Origin of the sequence: Veillonella ratti (assembly GCF_003992115.1) — a bacterium.
Classification (GTDB): domain Bacteria; phylum Bacillota; class Negativicutes; order Veillonellales; family Veillonellaceae; genus Veillonella_A; species Veillonella_A ratti.
The window spans coordinates 58,931-76,135 of the sequence record NZ_RQUX01000007.1 but is presented as its reverse complement, the minus strand read 5'-3'; the positions used below and the strand labels follow the sequence as shown (position 1 = coordinate 76,135).

Here is a 17,205-nt window from a genome sequence, read left to right as displayed (position 1 = left end):
ATAAAAGACAAAGTCAGTTACAGTTGCAGCATGCCCGGCGTGTGGAAAGCGGTAGCTCATTCAGAGGGCTGTGTGGTGGTTTATCACGCACCGAAAGCGTGTGCCCATATTACGGAAGAAATGGAGCGTAATCAGTATTTTCGTATGTTGGCGCGCCGTGAATTTACGAACCCGCCTTATACGGCACCGCTTATAACATCAAATATTGCCAAGAAGGAATCTATTTTTGGTGGGACTTCACTGTTAAAAAAATGCTTGGACTATGTGGTAGCCTCGTATTCGCCACGCTACATTATGGTTACCGATTCCTGTGTAGCCGGTGTTATCGGTGATGATTCGGCGGCCATTTGCCAAGAGGCGGAAAAGGAGCATGGAATTCCTGTACTTTATGTGGATTGTCATGGCTTTTTAGACGGCGAATATTATGGCGGTTTTATCAATGCAGCTAAGCTATTAATCGATCGTTTTATGGCAAAAAAAGAAGCCCCTAAGATTAATTCATCGGCTAATGCACCTTATAAAGTGACTCTTATCGGTGAAAAAGACGGTCCGGGATCATTGGCCATTCAACAGTTTTGTACTTTAATTGAAGACTTTGGGATGGAAATTTATAAAAGTTTTCCCGGCTATTGCTCCATTGAAGATATGCAAAAAATCGGCGATTCTGATTTAACCGTTATTTTAGGCGGCACTCAAAAGGCCTATGCTTATTTACGTGAAATTGCCGATTATATGACTGAAAAGCTGGGCGTGCCTCATTTTGCTTCCGATTATCCTATCGGCTGGGAGGGGACTAAACGTTGGCTCGATGATTTTAGTGTATTTTTGCAAAACTTTAAAGGTCAATCAGATTTTAACGGGGATAACCCTCATCCAAATATAGACATTGAAGCGGTAAAGGCCAATGTATGGCGTCGTTTTGAAGAAGGTTTGGCTCCTTTTAAAAAGACGTTGCAAGAGGTTTCTATCGTGCTTGCTTTAGGCTATATAAACCCCAACTATGATTTGAGTTGGGTGTTGGAATGGCTTCATTTAGGTCAACTTGCGTTAAATCAAGTTGTTATTTTGGATAATGTTCCGGAGGCACAGCAAGCTGCGTATCGCACGATGATACAGCGCTTTTATCCGGAAACGCCGGTTGTTTTGGAAACAGCAGAAACGGTATTGCCGAAGGAAGCGTTAATCATAACAACACAGGAGTTGGCCGAGCCTTTCTTGCGACAATTAATATTGCCTTGTTTGCCGCCTATCGGCATGGCCGGCTTGGTACAGATGTATCGGAAACTGTTTATGTTAGCCAGACGACGCGGCGAAAGGGGGATTGTTCTCTATGGCTGGTAATTCATGGTTCAATCATAATGAATGCTTACAAAGTTGTGCTCTTTCCGGTGCGGCTGCCATGGCGGCGGGGATTACCGATGCGTACATTGTGGCGAATGGTCCGACATGGTGCTATTATTACGCCATGAAGGTGACGGATCGTCCGGGACTTAATTTAGGACAACGATTTTTGTGCACGTATCCTTCCAATGGGGCCATTGTCTTTGGTACAGAAAAGGAAGTGCTTCATACGTTAGCTGATTTAGCTAAAATGCCAAAAGCGCCGGGACTCGTTCTCGTGGAAAACAGCTGTGCCTTTAGTTTAATCGGTGATGATTTGCCGAGTATTGTCAGCGAATCCGATTTGACCTGTCCTATTCTTACCATGGACTCCGGTGGCACTTTGGGGGACTTTTGGGCGGGTTATCGTAAATCATTACTGGATTTGTTGAAAATTGTGGATTTGCAAAATAATCAAACTATTGTCAAGGATAAAGAAAATAATCATGGAAACGACACCGGTGAGAATACAGCGAGCTTTTCAGTAAATTTTATAGGTTGCTCCGTTACGTATTACAATGAATTAGATGATTTGGCAGAACTGGAACGTCTGTTAAAATTAGTTGGTATAGAGGTTAATCTGGTATTGGCCGTTGACCATAGTATGGAAGATTTAAAACGTTTATCTAAGGCTGATTTAAATGTAGTTATTCATCCTGAATTGGGACATGAAGCGGCTGAGTGGTTGACTAAATCGCTTGGCATGTCTTACATTGAGCCGCTTTTACCCTATGGCTTAGAAGGGACGCTTGCTTGGATTCATGAGATTTTAGCTGCTTTAATGCCTGATGAGGTGCCGGCTGATAAGTTAGCACTTATAGAATCACTTATTCAGAGTGAAAAAGCGCGTCAATTTGAACGAACTAAAGATATTCAACGTTTATGCGGTGAACCTTGGTTTGACACTGTTGTCATATCGGCTCCAAGTTCTGTGGTGCAAGGTATGGAGCGGGCATTTAATAATGAATGGCTTGATGCAGGTCAGTTTACCTATGTCATTCATGATGACAGTAAAAATAAACCGGATTATTACGCCTATGTGCAAGGCCACGATTGGCAGGATGCTTTGCAAATAGGCGAGAATCGTTTATTATTAGGAAGTGACCAGGAACGGCGCCTGTGTATACCTGATAAAAATGTAGTTTTTCAGACAATCAGTAATCCGGTGCCACCGGAGGTTGTGCTTAGCGAACGGCCGTTTATGGGGATTAATGGACATCGTAATATGCAGGCAATTATCTGGAATTTATATATTCAAAGTCTGGAAAATAGTTAAGGGTATATGTTCATAGTTTAGAGCATAGCTAAGACTATATAACCAGAGTTTAGAACATAGTTAAGGGATTAAAAAAACGGGAAAGGAGCAAGGCTATCATGGCTACAGAGATTGAGGCAAAAACAAACGAATCAAACACAAATGCTTCAAGCACAAAGACGTCAAACACAAATGCTTCAAGCAAAAAAGTGTCAAGCCCAAATGCCTTCGATACGGATATAAAGCATACTGATATAAATATTGTCGGTGAGCATGGGATGGATACGCCGTTTATTGTGAATAGTGACGCTGATTCTGAAAAAAATATAAACGAAGCAATTGTCATGGATGAATCGATACATGAAAATCTCCTCAGTATCAGTGACATGGCCAAGCTCCACGGCTTAACTAGGCCGACACTTTTGTATTATGATTCTATCGGGCTTTTTTCACCGGTTTTTACAGCATCCAATGGTTATCGCTATTATAGCCGTGTGCAGATTCCGCTCCTTCGTGAAATTTGCTTTTTAAAAGCCTTAGGTATTAGTTTGAAAGAGATTCAGGGGCATTTAAATAATCGAACGCCGGAAGCAGAATTGGAGTTATTGGCCGAACAGGAATTAAAGATTCAGAAAGAGATGCAAGAGTTAGGGCGTAAGCGTTTAGCTTTGCAGCAGCGACTCTATATGTATAAGGAAGCGGTCAATGCCGTGGCAAGACCTCAGGAAGAACCATTTTTGCGACATTATAAAGAGCGAACCATTATATTTAAAACGTTTTTAGAAAACAATTCGGGCGAGGTGGATCGTCAAAATATCCATTTAACATCCATGGAGCTTTGGCGTGATTTATATAATCATGAGTTTTTGCCGGCCTATAGCTATGGTTTTTTGATTAAAGAAGAATCTCTTAAAACCGATAATATGCTTAAAGAAGGGGGCTGTTATATTCGTGTTCCCGTGGGGAATTTCGAATTTGAGTCAACGGTCTTGAATTTGCCGGAAGGCGACTACATTTGCTGTTATAAACGAGGGCGACCTACTGATTTAACTATTTTAAAAAAGCTCTTGGCTTGGATTGAGGAAAAGGGGTATACCGTTTGCGGTGATGTGGTGGATTCCTGTTTCTTGGACACGACCTTTGACGAAGTTCTTCATGATGAAATTTTTACAATCCTTCAGATTCCCGTAGTTAAAAAGTAACGATTTTACATTGCTTGCGTAGTGTATGAGTGCTAATTTTGTCTTGTTTGCATATTGCTATTGTGTTGCTGTCAGTGCACATTTATAGTAAATATTTAAAATGATGATAAGATACTATAGAAAATATCATATAAACTTCATCTAATATTTAGGGAAAACCTATTGACTGTAAAGTTACTTTATAGTTTAGAATAGCGTCTATAGAAAAAGTAGTCCCTATGGTAGGACAGTAGTTGAGATGGAGGGATGCAGTATGATGGCAATTTTAATTTTGATTAACAAAGCAATCGAAGATTGGCTCAAAACTTTCTAATGGGAACAAACAGAATGATGACAAAGCAACTAAACAATTGTTACTTTGTAAAAGTGACAGAGAAAGCATCGTAGTTATTTTAAAAATAACTGTGGTGCTTTTTTGTTTACATATAACTGACAGTAAGTTGACTATGATTATATTTTATTTTATTTGAAATATGAATCAGAGTTATTTTATTGACAATACATGTGTTCGCGGTTATTATTAAATAAAGATAAAAAAGATGGAGGATACCTAATGAAACAGTGTATGGATGCGGACAATTTACATCGCCGCCTCAAGAAAATTATCGGGCAAGTGCAGGCGATAGACAGAATGGTAGACGAAGACGTACCATGTGAGGATCTTTTATCCCAAATTAATGCTGCAAAATCTGCTTTAAATCGTTGTGGGCAGGTTATACTGGAAGGCCATATTCGTCACTGTGTACGCGATGGGTTAGAGCACGGCGATGTGGATAAAACCCTTGATAAATTCACTAAAGCAGTAGAACGTTTTGCCAACATGCAGTAGTAGTAAAATGTAGATATAAGGCGATTGATTCGCCGGTGTATGTTTACGAATAAAATTGAATAGTAAGTCCTTAAGGCGAAGAAAAATCTTCGCCTTTTTTATTTTTTTCTTGACAACCAATACCCCTATAGGTATAATGCAAGTGTAATAACTTATACCCCTATAGGTATAAAAGTTCAGAAATACACCCATATAGGTAGACCATTAAGAAAGAGTCTGCCTATGTGGGTATTATAAGCAACAACATATGAATAATTGCTTATATATTATGATATATTCGTTTATATTTCATTATTATCATATTGGTATCATCAGTCAAACAGGAGGTTTATCATGGAAACGGCTATACGAAAGTTGGAAACCAATGTATTTAGCAAATTAGAGTATTTATTGGAATTAGGCGGTATTAAAAAAGATATTGCGTTTTTGGTATTATCCGGATTAGCTGTATTAGCCAGCTTGTTTGATTATCAGCCGCTACCGTTTGATATTGCTTGGGTGGCGATTATACTTTGTGGTTTGCCGATTATTATAGAAGCAATTATCGGACTTGTAACCGAGTTTGATATTAAAGCTGATGTGTTGGTATCTTTGGCATTAATTGCGGCTGTGGCTACGGGTGAAATTTTTGCGGCTGCCGAAGTGGCGTTTATTATGCAAATTGGTGCATTGCTTGAAGATATTACGGTAGCTAAAGCAAGAGCCGGTATTGAAAAGCTCGTTAATTTAACACCTCAAGAAGCACGTGTTTTAACAGCTAGTGGGGCTCAATTTGTTAAAGCTGATGAAGTTCAGGTGGGCGATATTTTGCGCGTGTTACCGGGTGAAACAATTCCGGTGGATGGTGAAATTATCGCCGGTGAAACTTCGATTAACCAGGCAGTTCTTACCGGTGAATCCTTACCGGTGGATAAAACTGTCGGTGACATGGTGTCCAGCGGTACGGTGAATCAGTTTGGCAGTTTTGATATGCGCGCCGTAAAGGTTGGCGAAGACAGCTCCATTCAACGTATGATTCGCTTGGTTCAGTCCGCTGATGCAGGCAAAGCGAAGATTGTAGGCCTTGCGGATCGTTGGGCTACTTGGGTTGTAGTGATTGCTTTGTTATCCGCTATCGGCACTTGGGCCGTGACCGGTGAAATCCTTCGCGCCGTTACTATTCTCGTTGTTTTTTGCCCTTGTGCTTTGGTATTGGCTACGCCAACGGCCATCATGGCAGCTATCGGAAATGCCACTAAACATGGCTTCTTGGTGCGTGAAGGGGATGCGTTGGAACGGTTAGCTAACGTGAAGACTGTTACGTTTGATAAAACCGGTACGTTAACATTCGGTATGCCTAAGGTCGTTGCGGTTGAATCGGTTGATTCCCCCGTGGGCTGTACAAGTGATGCCGTATATCGTTTGGCAGCCAGCTTGGAAGCGCTATCGGAGCATCCGTTGGGTAAGGCCATTGTTAAGTCTTTTAAAGAAAGTTCTAAAACGGATATATTGCCTGTTACTGAATTTAAAATGCTGCCGGGCCGTGGCGTTTCCGGTAAAATTGCAAGCCAGTTAATCGTTGCCGGTAATGAGCGCATGATGGCAGAAGCGGGTATTGAAATTACATCTTCTGTGAAAACAAGCGGTGCTAAATACCTTGATCAAGGCGGTACTATTGTTTATGTGGCGGTTGGTCAATACTTGGTAGGTTACTTGGTATTGGCTGATACGGTGCGCAGCGAAAGCCAGGCCGTTATTGATAAACTAAATCGTATCGGTGTTGAGACGGTTCTTTTGACCGGCGATAATGAAAGTGCGGCCTACACAATCGGCTCTCAGTTGGTCATCCGCAGTATTCGTGCGAACTGCTTGCCGGAAGATAAGTTAAATTACATTGAATCTCATGAAAATCAATCTATTTGTATGATTGGTGATGGTATTAATGATGCGCCGGCTCTTAAAAAAGCACAGGTAGGTATTGCTATGGGTGGCGTAGGCAGTGATATTGCCGTTGATGCGGCTGACATTGCCCTCGTTGATGATGAAATTAAAGAATTGCCTCATCTTATGGCCTTGTCTAAACGCATGATGAGCACCATTAAGTGGAATTTAGCGTTTGCCATGATTTTGAACTTTACGGCCATCGGTTTGTCCTTCCCGGGCATTTTGACACCGGTAACGGGTGCGTTGGTACATAACGCGGGATCCGTATTAGTTATTATTAATTCGGCGTTGTTACTTACTTGGCGTAGCAGAGCGTAAGATAATATAAAATATATTATTTATATATACTTATAATTAGTTATCATATAGTCACCTCGAGATAATTTTCGAGGTGATTTTTTATAGGGTGGCTATTTATATCTTTCTTTGTTTAAAATGAGTGGCTTTATGAAAAGGAGTTTTCACGAGGAGCATAGAAGTAAGAAAAAGGGAAATTATATTAACTAAGATAATGGGAACAAGTGTAAGCTATATTATTTTCAAAGGGGTAACAGAAAGGGGACTAGTATGAAAAAGTTGGCGACAGTTCTTCTAGGTGTAAGTGTATTCATGGGCCTTAGTGGATTGAGTTTATTTACTGATGTAGGGAATTCTAAGGTAGAGGCTGCCTTAGTAGCGCAACAAACGGCTTCAACACCTGCTAAAAGTAAAGTAAAAAGTTCTTTAATTAATATGACGGGGAAATATGATAATGTAAGACCGGGGCGTCGTTATGGGACGCCTATGCCTAAAGAAGATCAAGTTATTGCTGGTGTACCACTTGGATCTGCCCCGGACGCTATTGTACGAAGTTTAGGAACACCGGATAAAACAGAATATAGTATACGTGGTGGTGTATTACAGATATATGGCGGTATTGAATTCTTTAAATTTCCACCAAGTACCGATAAAATTTTTGTGAAAAATCGTGATGCGGTAACAAAACGTGGTGTGGCGGTAGGTGACACCTTAGAAAAGGTATATTCATTATATGGTCAACCTGATAGAGTAAATAAAGGAAATGATGGAGGTAATTGGTTTTATGGAATGTTTGCGCCACGAAGTGATGATATGGACGGCATAAATTTTATACATGATGGTAATCGTGTGACGGAAATTATTATAATAGGATATTAGATATTATATTTTATATTTTATATTTTATATATTTAGAAAGGATATATTATGGAAATTATATATTGGTCAGATTACGCCTGTCCGTTTTGCTATATCGGACGTAAGCATTTAGAAGCAGCCATTCAGAAATTAAATGAGGAAAATAAGGAAGCCATTATGGTAACAATGAAAGCATTTGAGCTTGATCCGAGTGCACCGGCAATAGTGGAGGGGACTGCCACAGAACGCCTTGCCTCTAAATATGGTTTAACTATGGAAGATGCAGCAGACAGGATTAATGGTGTTAACATGATGGGACAGGCTGTAGGGATAGATTTTAGATATGATTTGGCAAAACCGTCTAATACCTTCGACGCACATCGTATTACAAAATTAGCGCAGGCAAAAGGTAATGATGTAGCGGAAATGTTGACAGAGTTATTGTATGAAGCTTATTTTGTAAAACATGAAGTATTGGCAGACCATGGAGTTCTATTGGCTAAAGCTAAAGAAGCCGGTTTGGATGAGGCAGAAGTAAAAGCCGTTTTGGATTCAGAACAGTTTGCCCATGAGGTGCGTGAAGAAGAAGCGTTGGCTGCTCGTTATGGCATTAATTCGGTGCCATTCTTTGTAGTAAACGATAAAGTAGCCTTGCCGGGCGCGCTGCTAATTGAAGAATTTGAAAAAGTGCTTCGTGAAATGCTAGAGAAAGAGGCAGAGTAATGAACATTCATTTGCTTATTGTATCGCAATAGGTGATTTATATAATGAATGGTAAATTTTAATATTCAGATAAAATGAAGACCTGGGCTCTAAATAGAACTCAGGTCTTCAGAATTATCTTGTATTATTTATATTATATTAATAGTCCCAACCGAACATAGCAAAGAGTTTATCTTTGATTTGCTCTTCTTCTGACATAGGAACGTATTTTCCTGAATAGGTGTATGCATTATTAAAATCAGCTAAATAACCTTCAAATATTAAGTTGCCATGAGTATCATAATATTGAGCATCATGAGACGTGCTATAAAAATGATTTACTCCAAAAACTACAACATCTTTTGTAATAGATATTGTAATTACATCCGGTTTTACATCGCCTCTACTTTGATTGCCCAGCCATTGTGATCCTAATGGCGTGAATACATGCATGATATTGGCTCTAACTTCTCTATGTTGAGCTTGGCCTTTTGCCGTAAGGCTACGTCTATCCACAAATGTATTAAAATATTTATTGGATGATACTTCAATCCATCGTTCACCTTTTTGGGAAACTCGCATAGTGCCATCGGATGAACTAGTCGTAGCACTGGAAGACGAACCTAAGGAACGGTCTAAACGCTCAAGGGTTTTACTGAGCCAACTGGCATCCACCGAGGTATATGTAGTGGCGAAAAAGAAGGGAATTAATAATACGGCTAATACACGAAACAGCTTTTTCATAACTTTACTCTCCTTAATAACATAACACTCCATTACATGCCTTAATTTCTTCATATAGATTCATAGCATGTTCATTTTTAGTATACCTAAAATTGATAAGAGAAGATAATACTATTTATTAATAGTGGATTTGAAAAACTATATATAAATGCTTTTAAGGCATATTAAAAGGGTCGATTTTATAATACAAACAGGATTTTGAAATATAATGATTTGTCAGTCCCTTTTTACAGTAAATTTTGTTAAAATAGAATTGAAGTATAGATTGATAATAGAGTCACAATGACGTGATAATTTATTAGTAGTTGAGTCAAGCGAGGAGAGGATTATCATGGGAAAGAAAATTTTAATCGTTGTGGATATGCAGAATGATTTTATTACTGGTTCGTTGGGGACGGCTGAAGCGCAAGCGATTGTACCTAAAGTGGCAGCTAAAATTGCCAAGTTTGATGGAGATGTTTTCTATACCATGGATACGCATGATGAAGCGTATTTGAATGAACAGGAAGGCCAGAACTTACCGGTATTGCATTGCCAGGAAGGAACGGAAGGGTGGCAATTGGCACCTGAAATTATAAACGCCGCTCCTGTGGATCCGGAAAAGGTGTATTGCAAAAATCAGTTCGGCTCCGTTGAATTGGCGGAAGATTTACAGTATTTAAATGAGGAAGAACCAATCGACTCTATTGAACTCGTTGGCCTTTGTACGGATATTTGCGTTGTATCCAATGCCATCTTGTTGAAAGCTTTTTTGCCGAACGTACCAATTACGGTATGGGCTGATTGCTGTGCCGGGGTAACGCCTGCTAAACATGATGCGGCGCTGGAAACTATGCGCAGCTGCCAGATTGCTGTTAAGTAGAGGCTTCAGTTCTTAACATAATTTGGAACTTTGTTTTTTGAGTACTTTGGAACTTTAGTTAGTATAAAATCAGTTAAATTTCAAGAAAATAAAAAAAGTCCTAAATCGGACCTTTACAAAAGTCCTAATTCGTACTATAATACAAAACGTGAAAAGTACGAATTAGGACTTTTGTGTATGGAAAATATAAACAGCAAGCATATATAGTAAATCATAAGTGTAAGGAGGAACTAAATTGGATATATTACACAGAGAACAAATGACAGCACTAAGTCGCTTTTTCGGTCAAATTGTAGAACTATATACCCGTTGGGCAAAGAAAGAAGGTATTAGCTATAATAAGTTGGCGGTCATTATGACGATTTTTGAAAATGAACAGGCCACGCAGCGCAAGATTTGTTTGGAATGGGGATTACCGAAGCAAACGGTATCCACTATTTGTAAAAATTTTGAGCAAGACGGGTTGATTGCGTATTCCATAGGAGCGGATGACAGTCGAGAGAAGTATATGACGCTGACTGCTAAGGGAAAGGAATACTTTGAGCCCATGGTTAAAAAGTTATACGCCGTTGAGTCTTATGCCTTACAAAAAATAGGGCAGGAGCGAATGGCCATTATGTTACAAAGTATGGAGTTATTTACAAAGGCCTTTGAAGAAGGCGTAATGGAGGTAAAGAAATGATTGGTTATATATTTTTAGGCACCGCTATCGTGTTGGAGATTATTTCCACATCTATGTTGAAGTTGTCCATGGGGTTTACTAAATTAGTACCGTCGATTGTGTTTGTTGTGGGTATGAGTTCGGCCTTTTATTCATTGTCTAAGGCGTTGAATGTTATTCCACTCAGTATTGCCTATGCCATCTGGTCTGGGATTGGCACGGCGTTAACGGCGGTAATCGGCGTCTATATTTGGAAAGAAGAGTTATCCATGACAGCCGTGGTTGGCATCGGACTCATTGTAGTGGGGGTTATATTACTAAATTTGAAGGGGGCTCATTAATTGAGAGATTAAAAAATTATAACAGAATTCTTTGTATTTGGGAGCCCGGAAATGGGCTCCTTTTATTTTACTAAAAAAGAATCTCATTTAAATTTAAAAATTCATTATATTTTCATCTTGTTTTAATGTAGCAGGCATAGAGTAATTATTACAGAGTTCTAAAGAGCAACAAAGTAAATAGAACAAATAGCAAGGAAGAAGATGATACAGTAAGGAAACCTTTGTTGATAATGGTTGTAACTGTTTTAGTAATCTCACGTATGAAGATTTAGAATTACTGGAGAAGTGCTATTTGAAAAACAAGGGTAGATTTATGAAAATCGATGTGCTATAATGAAGTTGTAAGCGATAATAAATACTTATAAAGAATTAATCAAGCTTAGTGATGTGAATCACGGCTCCATTACAGCATGTAAATTTCTGCGTGGTGTAACATTAATTAAAAGTTAATTGAGAAGAAAGGCTTCAGGTGAGTTTACCATGAACAAAAAAATCGCAAAAGCATTAAATGAACAAGTAATTTTTGAATTTAATTCCGCATACTTATATTTAGCATTGTCCTTAGCAATGGCTGATGCACGTTTTAAAGGTTTCTCCGCTTGGTTGCGTTTGCAGTACCAAGAAGAAATGGATCATGCCTTTAAATTTATTGACTATTTAGAAACTCGCAACGAAAACACTACTTTGGGCGACATCAAAGCTCAGGCTGTTGAAGTTAGCGATCCGTTGAAAGTAGCTGAAATGGTTTACAACCATGAACAAGTAATTACCGGTAAAATCAACGAAATCTATGCATTAGCTATTAAAGAAGAAGATTATGCTACTGTTAACTTCTTGAACTGGTTCATTAATGAACAGGTTGAAGAAGAAGCCAGCGCTCGCGACTTGGTTGATGAATTTAAATTCGCCGGTGACAGCCGTGCCAGCCAGTTGTTTGTTGATGCTCGTTTGGGTAACCGCCAATAATTCTAAGTTAGTTGTGAGTACAATCTGACTTAGTCTAATATCAATAGTTTTAACTGATAAAAAATTACACAAGCTTAAGTAAGCTAAAAAAGACGCTCTTCGGAGCGTCTTTTTTTGTATTCGGATTTTCTTTGTCTTTTTAACAAGTAGAGTTGTTTGACCTTTGTAATTTTTGTCCTATAACCCTAATTTTTAGCTAAATGGTAAAAATACAGTTTAGTCTGATGGCTTAAAAAGCCTTATAAATACTGATTAAAATAAAAAGTCAAATTTTTTATATTTTTTTGACTTTTTAGCTTGACAAAAGTCAAAAAGTCAACTATTATATAGACAAGGTCAAAAGAACAAAAGGTAAAAAGGTTAAAAGGTGAGACGAAATAAGTTGAACTAAAAGTTAGCCGAAAGTCGACCGAATCATAAATAGAATGAAGGTATTATATGATGCAGAGTGTATTAATAGATATAAAGTTTGGAGAGATGATGTATGGGAATTTTAGCGGATCGAATTGAAAAGTTTATTTTAGCTAAATTATTGGAAGAGCAGGCAAATAGAGAAGACGGTATTGTGTTACGCCGTAACGAATTGGCCGATGAGCTCAATTGTGCGCCATCGCAAATCAGTTATGTCTTAAGCACCCGTTTTTCCAATGACCGCGGGTTTATCGTAGAATCGAGACGTGGTCTGGGCGGTTTTATCAGCATCACTCGTATTCCTGTGAAAGCACTGTTAGAAGCGCCTAAACAAGATGCCAATGAAGAAACAGCCACTGACAAACCATTGACCATGGGTATGATAGATAATTCTTTATTTGAACTGATGCAGCAGAAGTTCTTACGTAAACGAGAGGCGGCCCTTTTACATGAAGCGTTCGCCATCTTGATGGAAGAACCGGATCGCAAAACGCGAGAAGCAAAAGTTCGTCGCTTATTTGAACAAGTAGTCTCCATGGTGAAGGAGGTATGATGCGTTATGTTATGTGATAATTGTAAAAAAAATGAAGCCACTGTCCATATGACTCGGGTGGTTAACGGTAAGAAAAGTGAACGTCATTTATGTAATGCCTGTGCTAAACAGCAGGGCGAAGATTTCGGCGGTCAAGGTTTTATGAACTTCGGCCCATCCTTATGGGACAATGATTTCTTTACTAATGACTTCTTTACTAATTCATTATATCCTGACAGCTTATTGAATCCTCGCCAGGAAACGCGTTGCAGTCAATGCGGTATGACATTCAGTGATTTTAATCAAACCGGTAAATTCGGATGCGATCATTGTTATGAAGCCTTTGAAGCACAGATTGCACCTTTGGTAAGACGTCTACAAGGTTCGTTAAATTATGAAGGTCGTGTACCGAGTCGCGGTACGGGCGTTTTCAAAACAAAACACCAAATCAAACGGTTACGTCAGGAACTTGATAAAGCGGTTAAAGCGGAACAGTTTGAAGAAGCCGTTCGCTTGCGTGATGAAATTAAATCGTTGGAACAATCCTTGGGTAACACCGACAAATAGGAGGGACAGTTATGTTAGATAAAATTTTAGATGAACCGCTTAGCGGTTGGCTGAAAAGCAGTGATCCTTTAGGCAAGATGGATTCGCATATCGTATTGTCCAGCCGCATTCGTTTGGCTCGTAACTTCAAAGGATTGCAATTTACTAATCGGAATAACGAAGAGTCGCTGAAAAAGGTCGACACCATGATGCGCGGTGTGCTTGGCACTTTAAAAGCCGCCGATGGTCGCGATTATTCCAATATTAGTTTAGATAAATTATCTGATACGGAACGTGAAATTCTCGTTGAAAAGCATTTGATGAGTCCACAAATGGGACAAAAAGCAATGTATCGCAGCTTAATTGTTGCCAATGACGCGTCTGTGGCCATCATGGTCAACGAAGAAGATCATATTCGTATCCAGGCTATGGAACCGGGCCTTAAGCTTAAAGAAGCGTTGGAACATGCATTCCTTATCGATGATGCCATCGAAAGTAAATGTGACTATGCGTTTAGCGAACGGTACGGCTATTTAACCGCTTGTCCGACTAATGTGGGGACGGGGCTTCGCGCTTCCGTAATGTTACATTTGCCTGCATTAGCCATGACGGGTCGGATTAATCGTTTGGTTCGTAATATTACGCAGCTTGGTTATTCGGTTCGTGGTCTTTATGGTGAAGGTTCCCAGGCATTAGGTAATATTTATCAGATTTCTAACCAAGTGACGATGGGGATCAGTGAAGAAGACACAATTCAACAAATTCAGAAAGTAATTGAAAAATTAGTTCAAGAAGAAGTGAAGGCTCGTGAGGCTATTAAAAGTAACGATTTTGAAGCGTTTGAAGACCGTGTATGGCGTGCGTTTGGCACTTTGCAATACGCACGGCGTTTATCCGGTGAAGAAGCGCTGAGTCTTTTGAGTGATGTTCAATTAGGTATGGATATGGGCGTGTTGCCACAACATTCGGCTGATGTATTCAGTGAGCTCGTGGTAACTACAAGACCTAACTTTTTAAGTAAATATGCCGGGAAAGAATCGATGACAGCTCCGGAACGCGACAGCTATCGCGCTAAAGTTGTTCGTGACAGATTAGCCCGCTAAGATATGAGGTGATTATATGTTTGAACGTTTTACAGACGGTGCGCAACGTGCTTTAGGCATTGCACAAGAGAAAGCTAAGGAGTTCGGCCACGACTATGTGGGCACAGAACATTTACTCCTTGGCTTATTGGAAGAAGATGACAGCGTAGCATCCAAAGCGCTCCATTCTTTGGGGTTGGAAGCTAAAGCTACGGAAAAAGCTGTGTTGGATGCGGTAGGCCGCGGTAACAGCCATGGTAATGAATTGTATATTACGCCGCGTACCAAACGGGTATTGCAATTAGCCGTGGAAATTGCCAACCAAATGCAGCATAACTATGTTGGTGCCGAACACTTATTGCTCGGTATTTTGCAAGATGGCGGCGGGGTAGCTGTCAATGTCCTCTATGGTATGGGCATTCGTGCTAATGACGTTGTCAAAGCTATTAACAGTATTTATGGCTCCGAACAAAATGGTTCTGAAGGCGGATCCGGCAACGGTGCGAATGGTGCCGGCGGCAACAGTAATTTGGGTGATTTAAAAGATTTTGCCACCGATTTGAATGAATTGGCAAAACAAGGCAAGATTGACCCGGTTATCGGCCGTGATAATGAAATTAACCGTGTAATTCAGATTTTAAGCCGTCGTACAAAGAATAACCCTGTACTTATCGGTGAACCTGGTGTCGGTAAAACGGCCATTGCCGAAGGCTTGGCGCAGCGTATTGTAACGCAGAACGTACCTGAAATTTTACGTAATAAACGTATTATTTCCTTAAGCTTAACAGCTATGGTTGCCGGTGCTAAATACCGTGGTGAATTCGAAGAACGTTTGAAAAAAGCCATCGACGAAGTACAGAAACACGATGATATGATTATTTTCATCGATGAACTTCATACTTTGATTGGGGCCGGTGCTTCTGAAGGCTCCATGGATGCAGCTAATATTTTGAAACCGGCCTTGGCTCGTGGTACGTTCCAAGTAATCGGTGCTACGACCCTCGATGAATATAAGAAACACATCGAAAAAGATGCTGCTTTGGAACGTCGTTTCCAACCGGTATTGGTCGGTGAACCAAGTGAAGAAGAAGCTCTTGAAATTTTGAAAGGTTTGCGTGACCGCTATGAAGCGTTCCACAAAGCTAAGATTACCGACGAAGCTTTAAAAGCTGCTGTTGAACTGTCCAGTCGTTACATTTCCGACCGTTTCTTGCCGGATAAAGCTATCGACGTAATGGATGAAGCAGCCTCTAAAGTACGTATGAAAGTATTTACAGCGCCACCTGATGTGAAAGATTTGGAAACTCGTCTGGCCGATGTTCGTAAAGAAAAAGAAGCAGCCGTAACCGGACAAAACTACGAAGAAGCAGCCAAACTTCGTGATGAAGAAAAGAAATTGGTTGATGAAATCGAAGCTAAACAACAAGCTCGCAGCAAAGAAGACGAAGAAAAACTTGTTGTTACCGAAGATGATATCGCTGCCGTTGTTTCTCAATGGAGTGGTGTACCGGTTGCGAAAATTGCTGAAGAAGAGTCGCAGCGTCTGCTTCGTTTGGAAGACGAACTTCATGAACGAGTTGTCGGTCAGGATGAAGCTGTCGTAGCTGTTTCTAAAGCCGTACGTCGTGCTCGTGCGGGCCTTAAAGATCCGAAACGTCCTATCGGTTCGTTCTTATTCTTAGGCCCTACCGGTGTCGGCAAAACGGAATTGGCTCGTGCCTTGGCAGCTAACCTCTTTGGTGATGAAAATGCCATGATTCGACTGGATATGTCCGAATATATGGAAAAACACACCGTATCTCGTTTAGTCGGGGCGCCTCCGGGCTATGTGGGCTATGATGAAGGCGGTCAGTTGACCGATGCCGTACGTCGTAAACCTTACAGTGTCATCTTGTTTGACGAAGTTGAAAAAGCTCATCCGGACTTCTTCAACATCTTATTGCAGGTATTAGACGACGGTCGTTTGACTGATAACCAAGGTCGTACGGTCGATTTCCGTAATACGGTTATTATCATGACAAGTAACTTAGGCTCCAACTTCTTAAAAGAAGACAGCGCCGCTATGGGATTCTTAGCTGCCAAGAATAAAGAAGATGCTAAGAAGAACGCCGAAAGCTCCTTTGCGGAAGCCAAGAAAAATACGTTGGATGCCGTAAAACGTCATTTCCGCCCTGAATTCTTGAACCGTATCGATGAAATGGTTGTATTCCATCCATTGACCGGTGAAGATTTAGGCAAAATTGTTAACATCTTGCTTAAAGATGTAACGAAACGTTTGGCTGAACGTGACCTTACTTTGGAAGTATCTCCTGAAGCGCTTGACGTATTGGTTAAAGAAGGTTCCGACTTTGCGTATGGTGCGCGTCCGTTAAAACGTGCTATTCAGCGTTTGGTTGAAGACCCTATTTCTGACTTGATCTTGAAGGGCGATGCTCCTGCCGGTTCGGTTATTAAAGCAAATGTGGTGGACGGCGACATCACAATGGTAGTATAATTAACAGGATTTGATTAACAGTTACAGATTTGGTTGATTATAACGCCGATTTACCAATTTATTCATGAAAAATTACTCCTCTGTTTGAAGGATATTGCACTAAAAATCACGAATACTATT

The 17,205-nt window shown here is 40.2% G+C and carries 16 protein-coding genes; 15 read left to right on the top strand and 1 reads right to left on the bottom strand.

The genetic code is table 11. The annotated features are described in order from the left end of the window. Nucleotides 1-30 precede the first annotated feature (30 nt). From EO124_RS04610 to EO124_RS04580, 7 genes are all read left to right on the top strand, one after another. Nucleotides 31-1,341: a nitrogenase component 1 gene (locus tag EO124_RS04610; protein ID WP_164726548.1), complete on the top strand. Its 1,311-nt coding sequence runs from the start codon at nucleotides 31-33 to the stop codon at nucleotides 1,339-1,341. After that, nucleotides 1,331-2,656: a nitrogenase component 1 gene (locus EO124_RS04605; RefSeq protein WP_127058533.1), complete on the top strand. Its 1,326-nt coding sequence runs from the start codon at nucleotides 1,331-1,333 to the stop codon at nucleotides 2,654-2,656. The genes EO124_RS04610 and EO124_RS04605 overlap by 11 nt, the downstream gene beginning before the upstream one ends. 98 nt (nucleotides 2,657-2,754) lie before the next feature. Further along, nucleotides 2,755-3,837: a MerR family transcriptional regulator gene (locus EO124_RS04600; RefSeq protein WP_127058532.1), complete on the top strand. Its 1,083-nt coding sequence runs from the start codon at nucleotides 2,755-2,757 to the stop codon at nucleotides 3,835-3,837. 553 nt (nucleotides 3,838-4,390) lie between these two features. Beyond that, a complete protein-coding gene (locus EO124_RS04595; RefSeq protein ID WP_127058531.1) occupies nucleotides 4,391-4,666 on the top strand; it encodes a metal-sensing transcriptional repressor in 276 nt (91 codons plus the stop codon). Nucleotides 4,667-4,999: 333 nt separating this feature from the next. Further along, complete coding sequence (locus EO124_RS04590) at nucleotides 5,000-6,907, top strand: heavy metal translocating P-type ATPase (protein WP_127058530.1); 1,908 nt, start codon at nucleotides 5,000-5,002, stop codon at nucleotides 6,905-6,907. Nucleotides 6,908-7,156: 249 nt separating this feature from the next. Further along, the gene (locus tag EO124_RS04585) at nucleotides 7,157-7,765 is read left to right on the top strand and encodes a hypothetical protein (RefSeq protein ID WP_127058529.1); all 609 of its coding nucleotides are present in this window, start codon (nucleotides 7,157-7,159) and stop codon (nucleotides 7,763-7,765) included. A 48-nt stretch (nucleotides 7,766-7,813) separates the two neighbouring features. Further along, complete coding sequence (locus EO124_RS04580) at nucleotides 7,814-8,467, top strand: DsbA family oxidoreductase (RefSeq protein ID WP_127058528.1); 654 nt, start codon at nucleotides 7,814-7,816, stop codon at nucleotides 8,465-8,467. Nucleotides 8,468-8,605: 138 nt separating this feature from the next. Here EO124_RS04580 and EO124_RS04575 read toward each other — a convergent pair whose 3' ends face one another. Continuing rightward, the gene (locus EO124_RS04575) at nucleotides 8,606-9,190 is read right to left on the bottom strand and encodes a hypothetical protein (RefSeq protein WP_127058527.1); all 585 of its coding nucleotides are present in this window, start codon (nucleotides 9,188-9,190) and stop codon (nucleotides 8,606-8,608) included. 331 nt (nucleotides 9,191-9,521) lie between these two features. On the opposite strand from EO124_RS04575, the gene EO124_RS04570 reads away from it, so the two are divergent. The 8 genes from EO124_RS04570 (at nucleotide 9,522) to EO124_RS04535 (ending at nucleotide 17,085) form a co-directional block, all read left to right on the top strand. Next, nucleotides 9,522-10,052: a cysteine hydrolase family protein gene (locus EO124_RS04570; protein WP_127058526.1), complete on the top strand. Its 531-nt coding sequence runs from the start codon at nucleotides 9,522-9,524 to the stop codon at nucleotides 10,050-10,052. Between the two features lie 235 nt (nucleotides 10,053-10,287). After that, complete coding sequence (locus EO124_RS04565) at nucleotides 10,288-10,734, top strand: MarR family winged helix-turn-helix transcriptional regulator (RefSeq protein ID WP_127058525.1); 447 nt, start codon at nucleotides 10,288-10,290, stop codon at nucleotides 10,732-10,734. Further along, nucleotides 10,731-11,054: a DMT family transporter gene (locus EO124_RS04560; protein WP_127058524.1), complete on the top strand. Its 324-nt coding sequence runs from the start codon at nucleotides 10,731-10,733 to the stop codon at nucleotides 11,052-11,054. Before EO124_RS04565 ends, EO124_RS04560 begins: the two co-directional genes overlap by 4 nt. A 480-nt stretch (nucleotides 11,055-11,534) precedes the next feature. Then, a complete protein-coding gene (locus EO124_RS04555) occupies nucleotides 11,535-12,020 on the top strand; it encodes a ferritin (RefSeq protein ID WP_127058523.1) in 486 nt (161 codons plus the stop codon). A gap of 484 nt (nucleotides 12,021-12,504) precedes the next feature. Next, nucleotides 12,505-12,984 (top strand): CtsR family transcriptional regulator, encoded by a 480-nt coding sequence (locus EO124_RS04550; RefSeq protein WP_127058522.1) that lies wholly within the window; start codon nucleotides 12,505-12,507, stop codon nucleotides 12,982-12,984. A 6-nt stretch (nucleotides 12,985-12,990) separates the two neighbouring features. Next, nucleotides 12,991-13,530, top strand: coding sequence for a UvrB/UvrC motif-containing protein (locus tag EO124_RS04545; protein WP_127058521.1), 540 nt, complete (start codon nucleotides 12,991-12,993; stop codon nucleotides 13,528-13,530). An 11-nt stretch (nucleotides 13,531-13,541) separates the two neighbouring features. Then, nucleotides 13,542-14,612, top strand: a complete 1,071-nt coding sequence (locus tag EO124_RS04540; protein WP_021842454.1) for a protein arginine kinase — start codon at nucleotides 13,542-13,544, stop codon at nucleotides 14,610-14,612. A 16-nt stretch (nucleotides 14,613-14,628) separates the two neighbouring features. After that, nucleotides 14,629-17,085, top strand: coding sequence for an ATP-dependent Clp protease ATP-binding subunit (locus EO124_RS04535; protein WP_127058520.1), 2,457 nt, complete (start codon nucleotides 14,629-14,631; stop codon nucleotides 17,083-17,085). Nucleotides 17,086-17,205: the final 120 nt, after the last annotated feature.

What these genes read in the sequence shown, in the direction of transcription:
- EO124_RS04540 (WP_021842454.1), top strand. Translation starts at nt 13,542, where the DNA reads ATGTTAGATAAAATTTTAGATGAACCGCTTAGCGGTTGGCTGAAAAGC.
- EO124_RS04595 (WP_127058531.1), top strand. Translation starts at nt 4,391, where the DNA reads ATGAAACAGTGTATGGATGCGGACAATTTACATCGCCGCCTCAAGAAA.
- EO124_RS04560 (WP_127058524.1), top strand. Translation starts at nt 10,731, where the DNA reads ATGATTGGTTATATATTTTTAGGCACCGCTATCGTGTTGGAGATTATT.
- EO124_RS04605 (WP_127058533.1), top strand. Translation starts at nt 1,331, where the DNA reads ATGGCTGGTAATTCATGGTTCAATCATAATGAATGCTTACAAAGTTGT.
- EO124_RS04535 (WP_127058520.1), top strand. Translation starts at nt 14,629, where the DNA reads ATGTTTGAACGTTTTACAGACGGTGCGCAACGTGCTTTAGGCATTGCA.
- EO124_RS04590 (WP_127058530.1), top strand. Translation starts at nt 5,000, where the DNA reads ATGGAAACGGCTATACGAAAGTTGGAAACCAATGTATTTAGCAAATTA.
- EO124_RS04600 (WP_127058532.1), top strand. Translation starts at nt 2,755, where the DNA reads ATGGCTACAGAGATTGAGGCAAAAACAAACGAATCAAACACAAATGCT.
- EO124_RS04575 (WP_127058527.1), bottom strand. Translation starts at nt 9,190, where the DNA reads ATGAAAAAGCTGTTTCGTGTATTAGCCGTATTATTAATTCCCTTCTTT.
- EO124_RS04580 (WP_127058528.1), top strand. Translation starts at nt 7,814, where the DNA reads ATGGAAATTATATATTGGTCAGATTACGCCTGTCCGTTTTGCTATATC.
- EO124_RS04550 (WP_127058522.1), top strand. Translation starts at nt 12,505, where the DNA reads ATGGGAATTTTAGCGGATCGAATTGAAAAGTTTATTTTAGCTAAATTA.
- EO124_RS04610 (WP_164726548.1), top strand. Translation starts at nt 31, where the DNA reads ATGCCCGGCGTGTGGAAAGCGGTAGCTCATTCAGAGGGCTGTGTGGTG.
- EO124_RS04545 (WP_127058521.1), top strand. Translation starts at nt 12,991, where the DNA reads ATGTTATGTGATAATTGTAAAAAAAATGAAGCCACTGTCCATATGACT.
- EO124_RS04585 (WP_127058529.1), top strand. Translation starts at nt 7,157, where the DNA reads ATGAAAAAGTTGGCGACAGTTCTTCTAGGTGTAAGTGTATTCATGGGC.
- EO124_RS04555 (WP_127058523.1), top strand. Translation starts at nt 11,535, where the DNA reads ATGAACAAAAAAATCGCAAAAGCATTAAATGAACAAGTAATTTTTGAA.
- EO124_RS04570 (WP_127058526.1), top strand. Translation starts at nt 9,522, where the DNA reads ATGGGAAAGAAAATTTTAATCGTTGTGGATATGCAGAATGATTTTATT.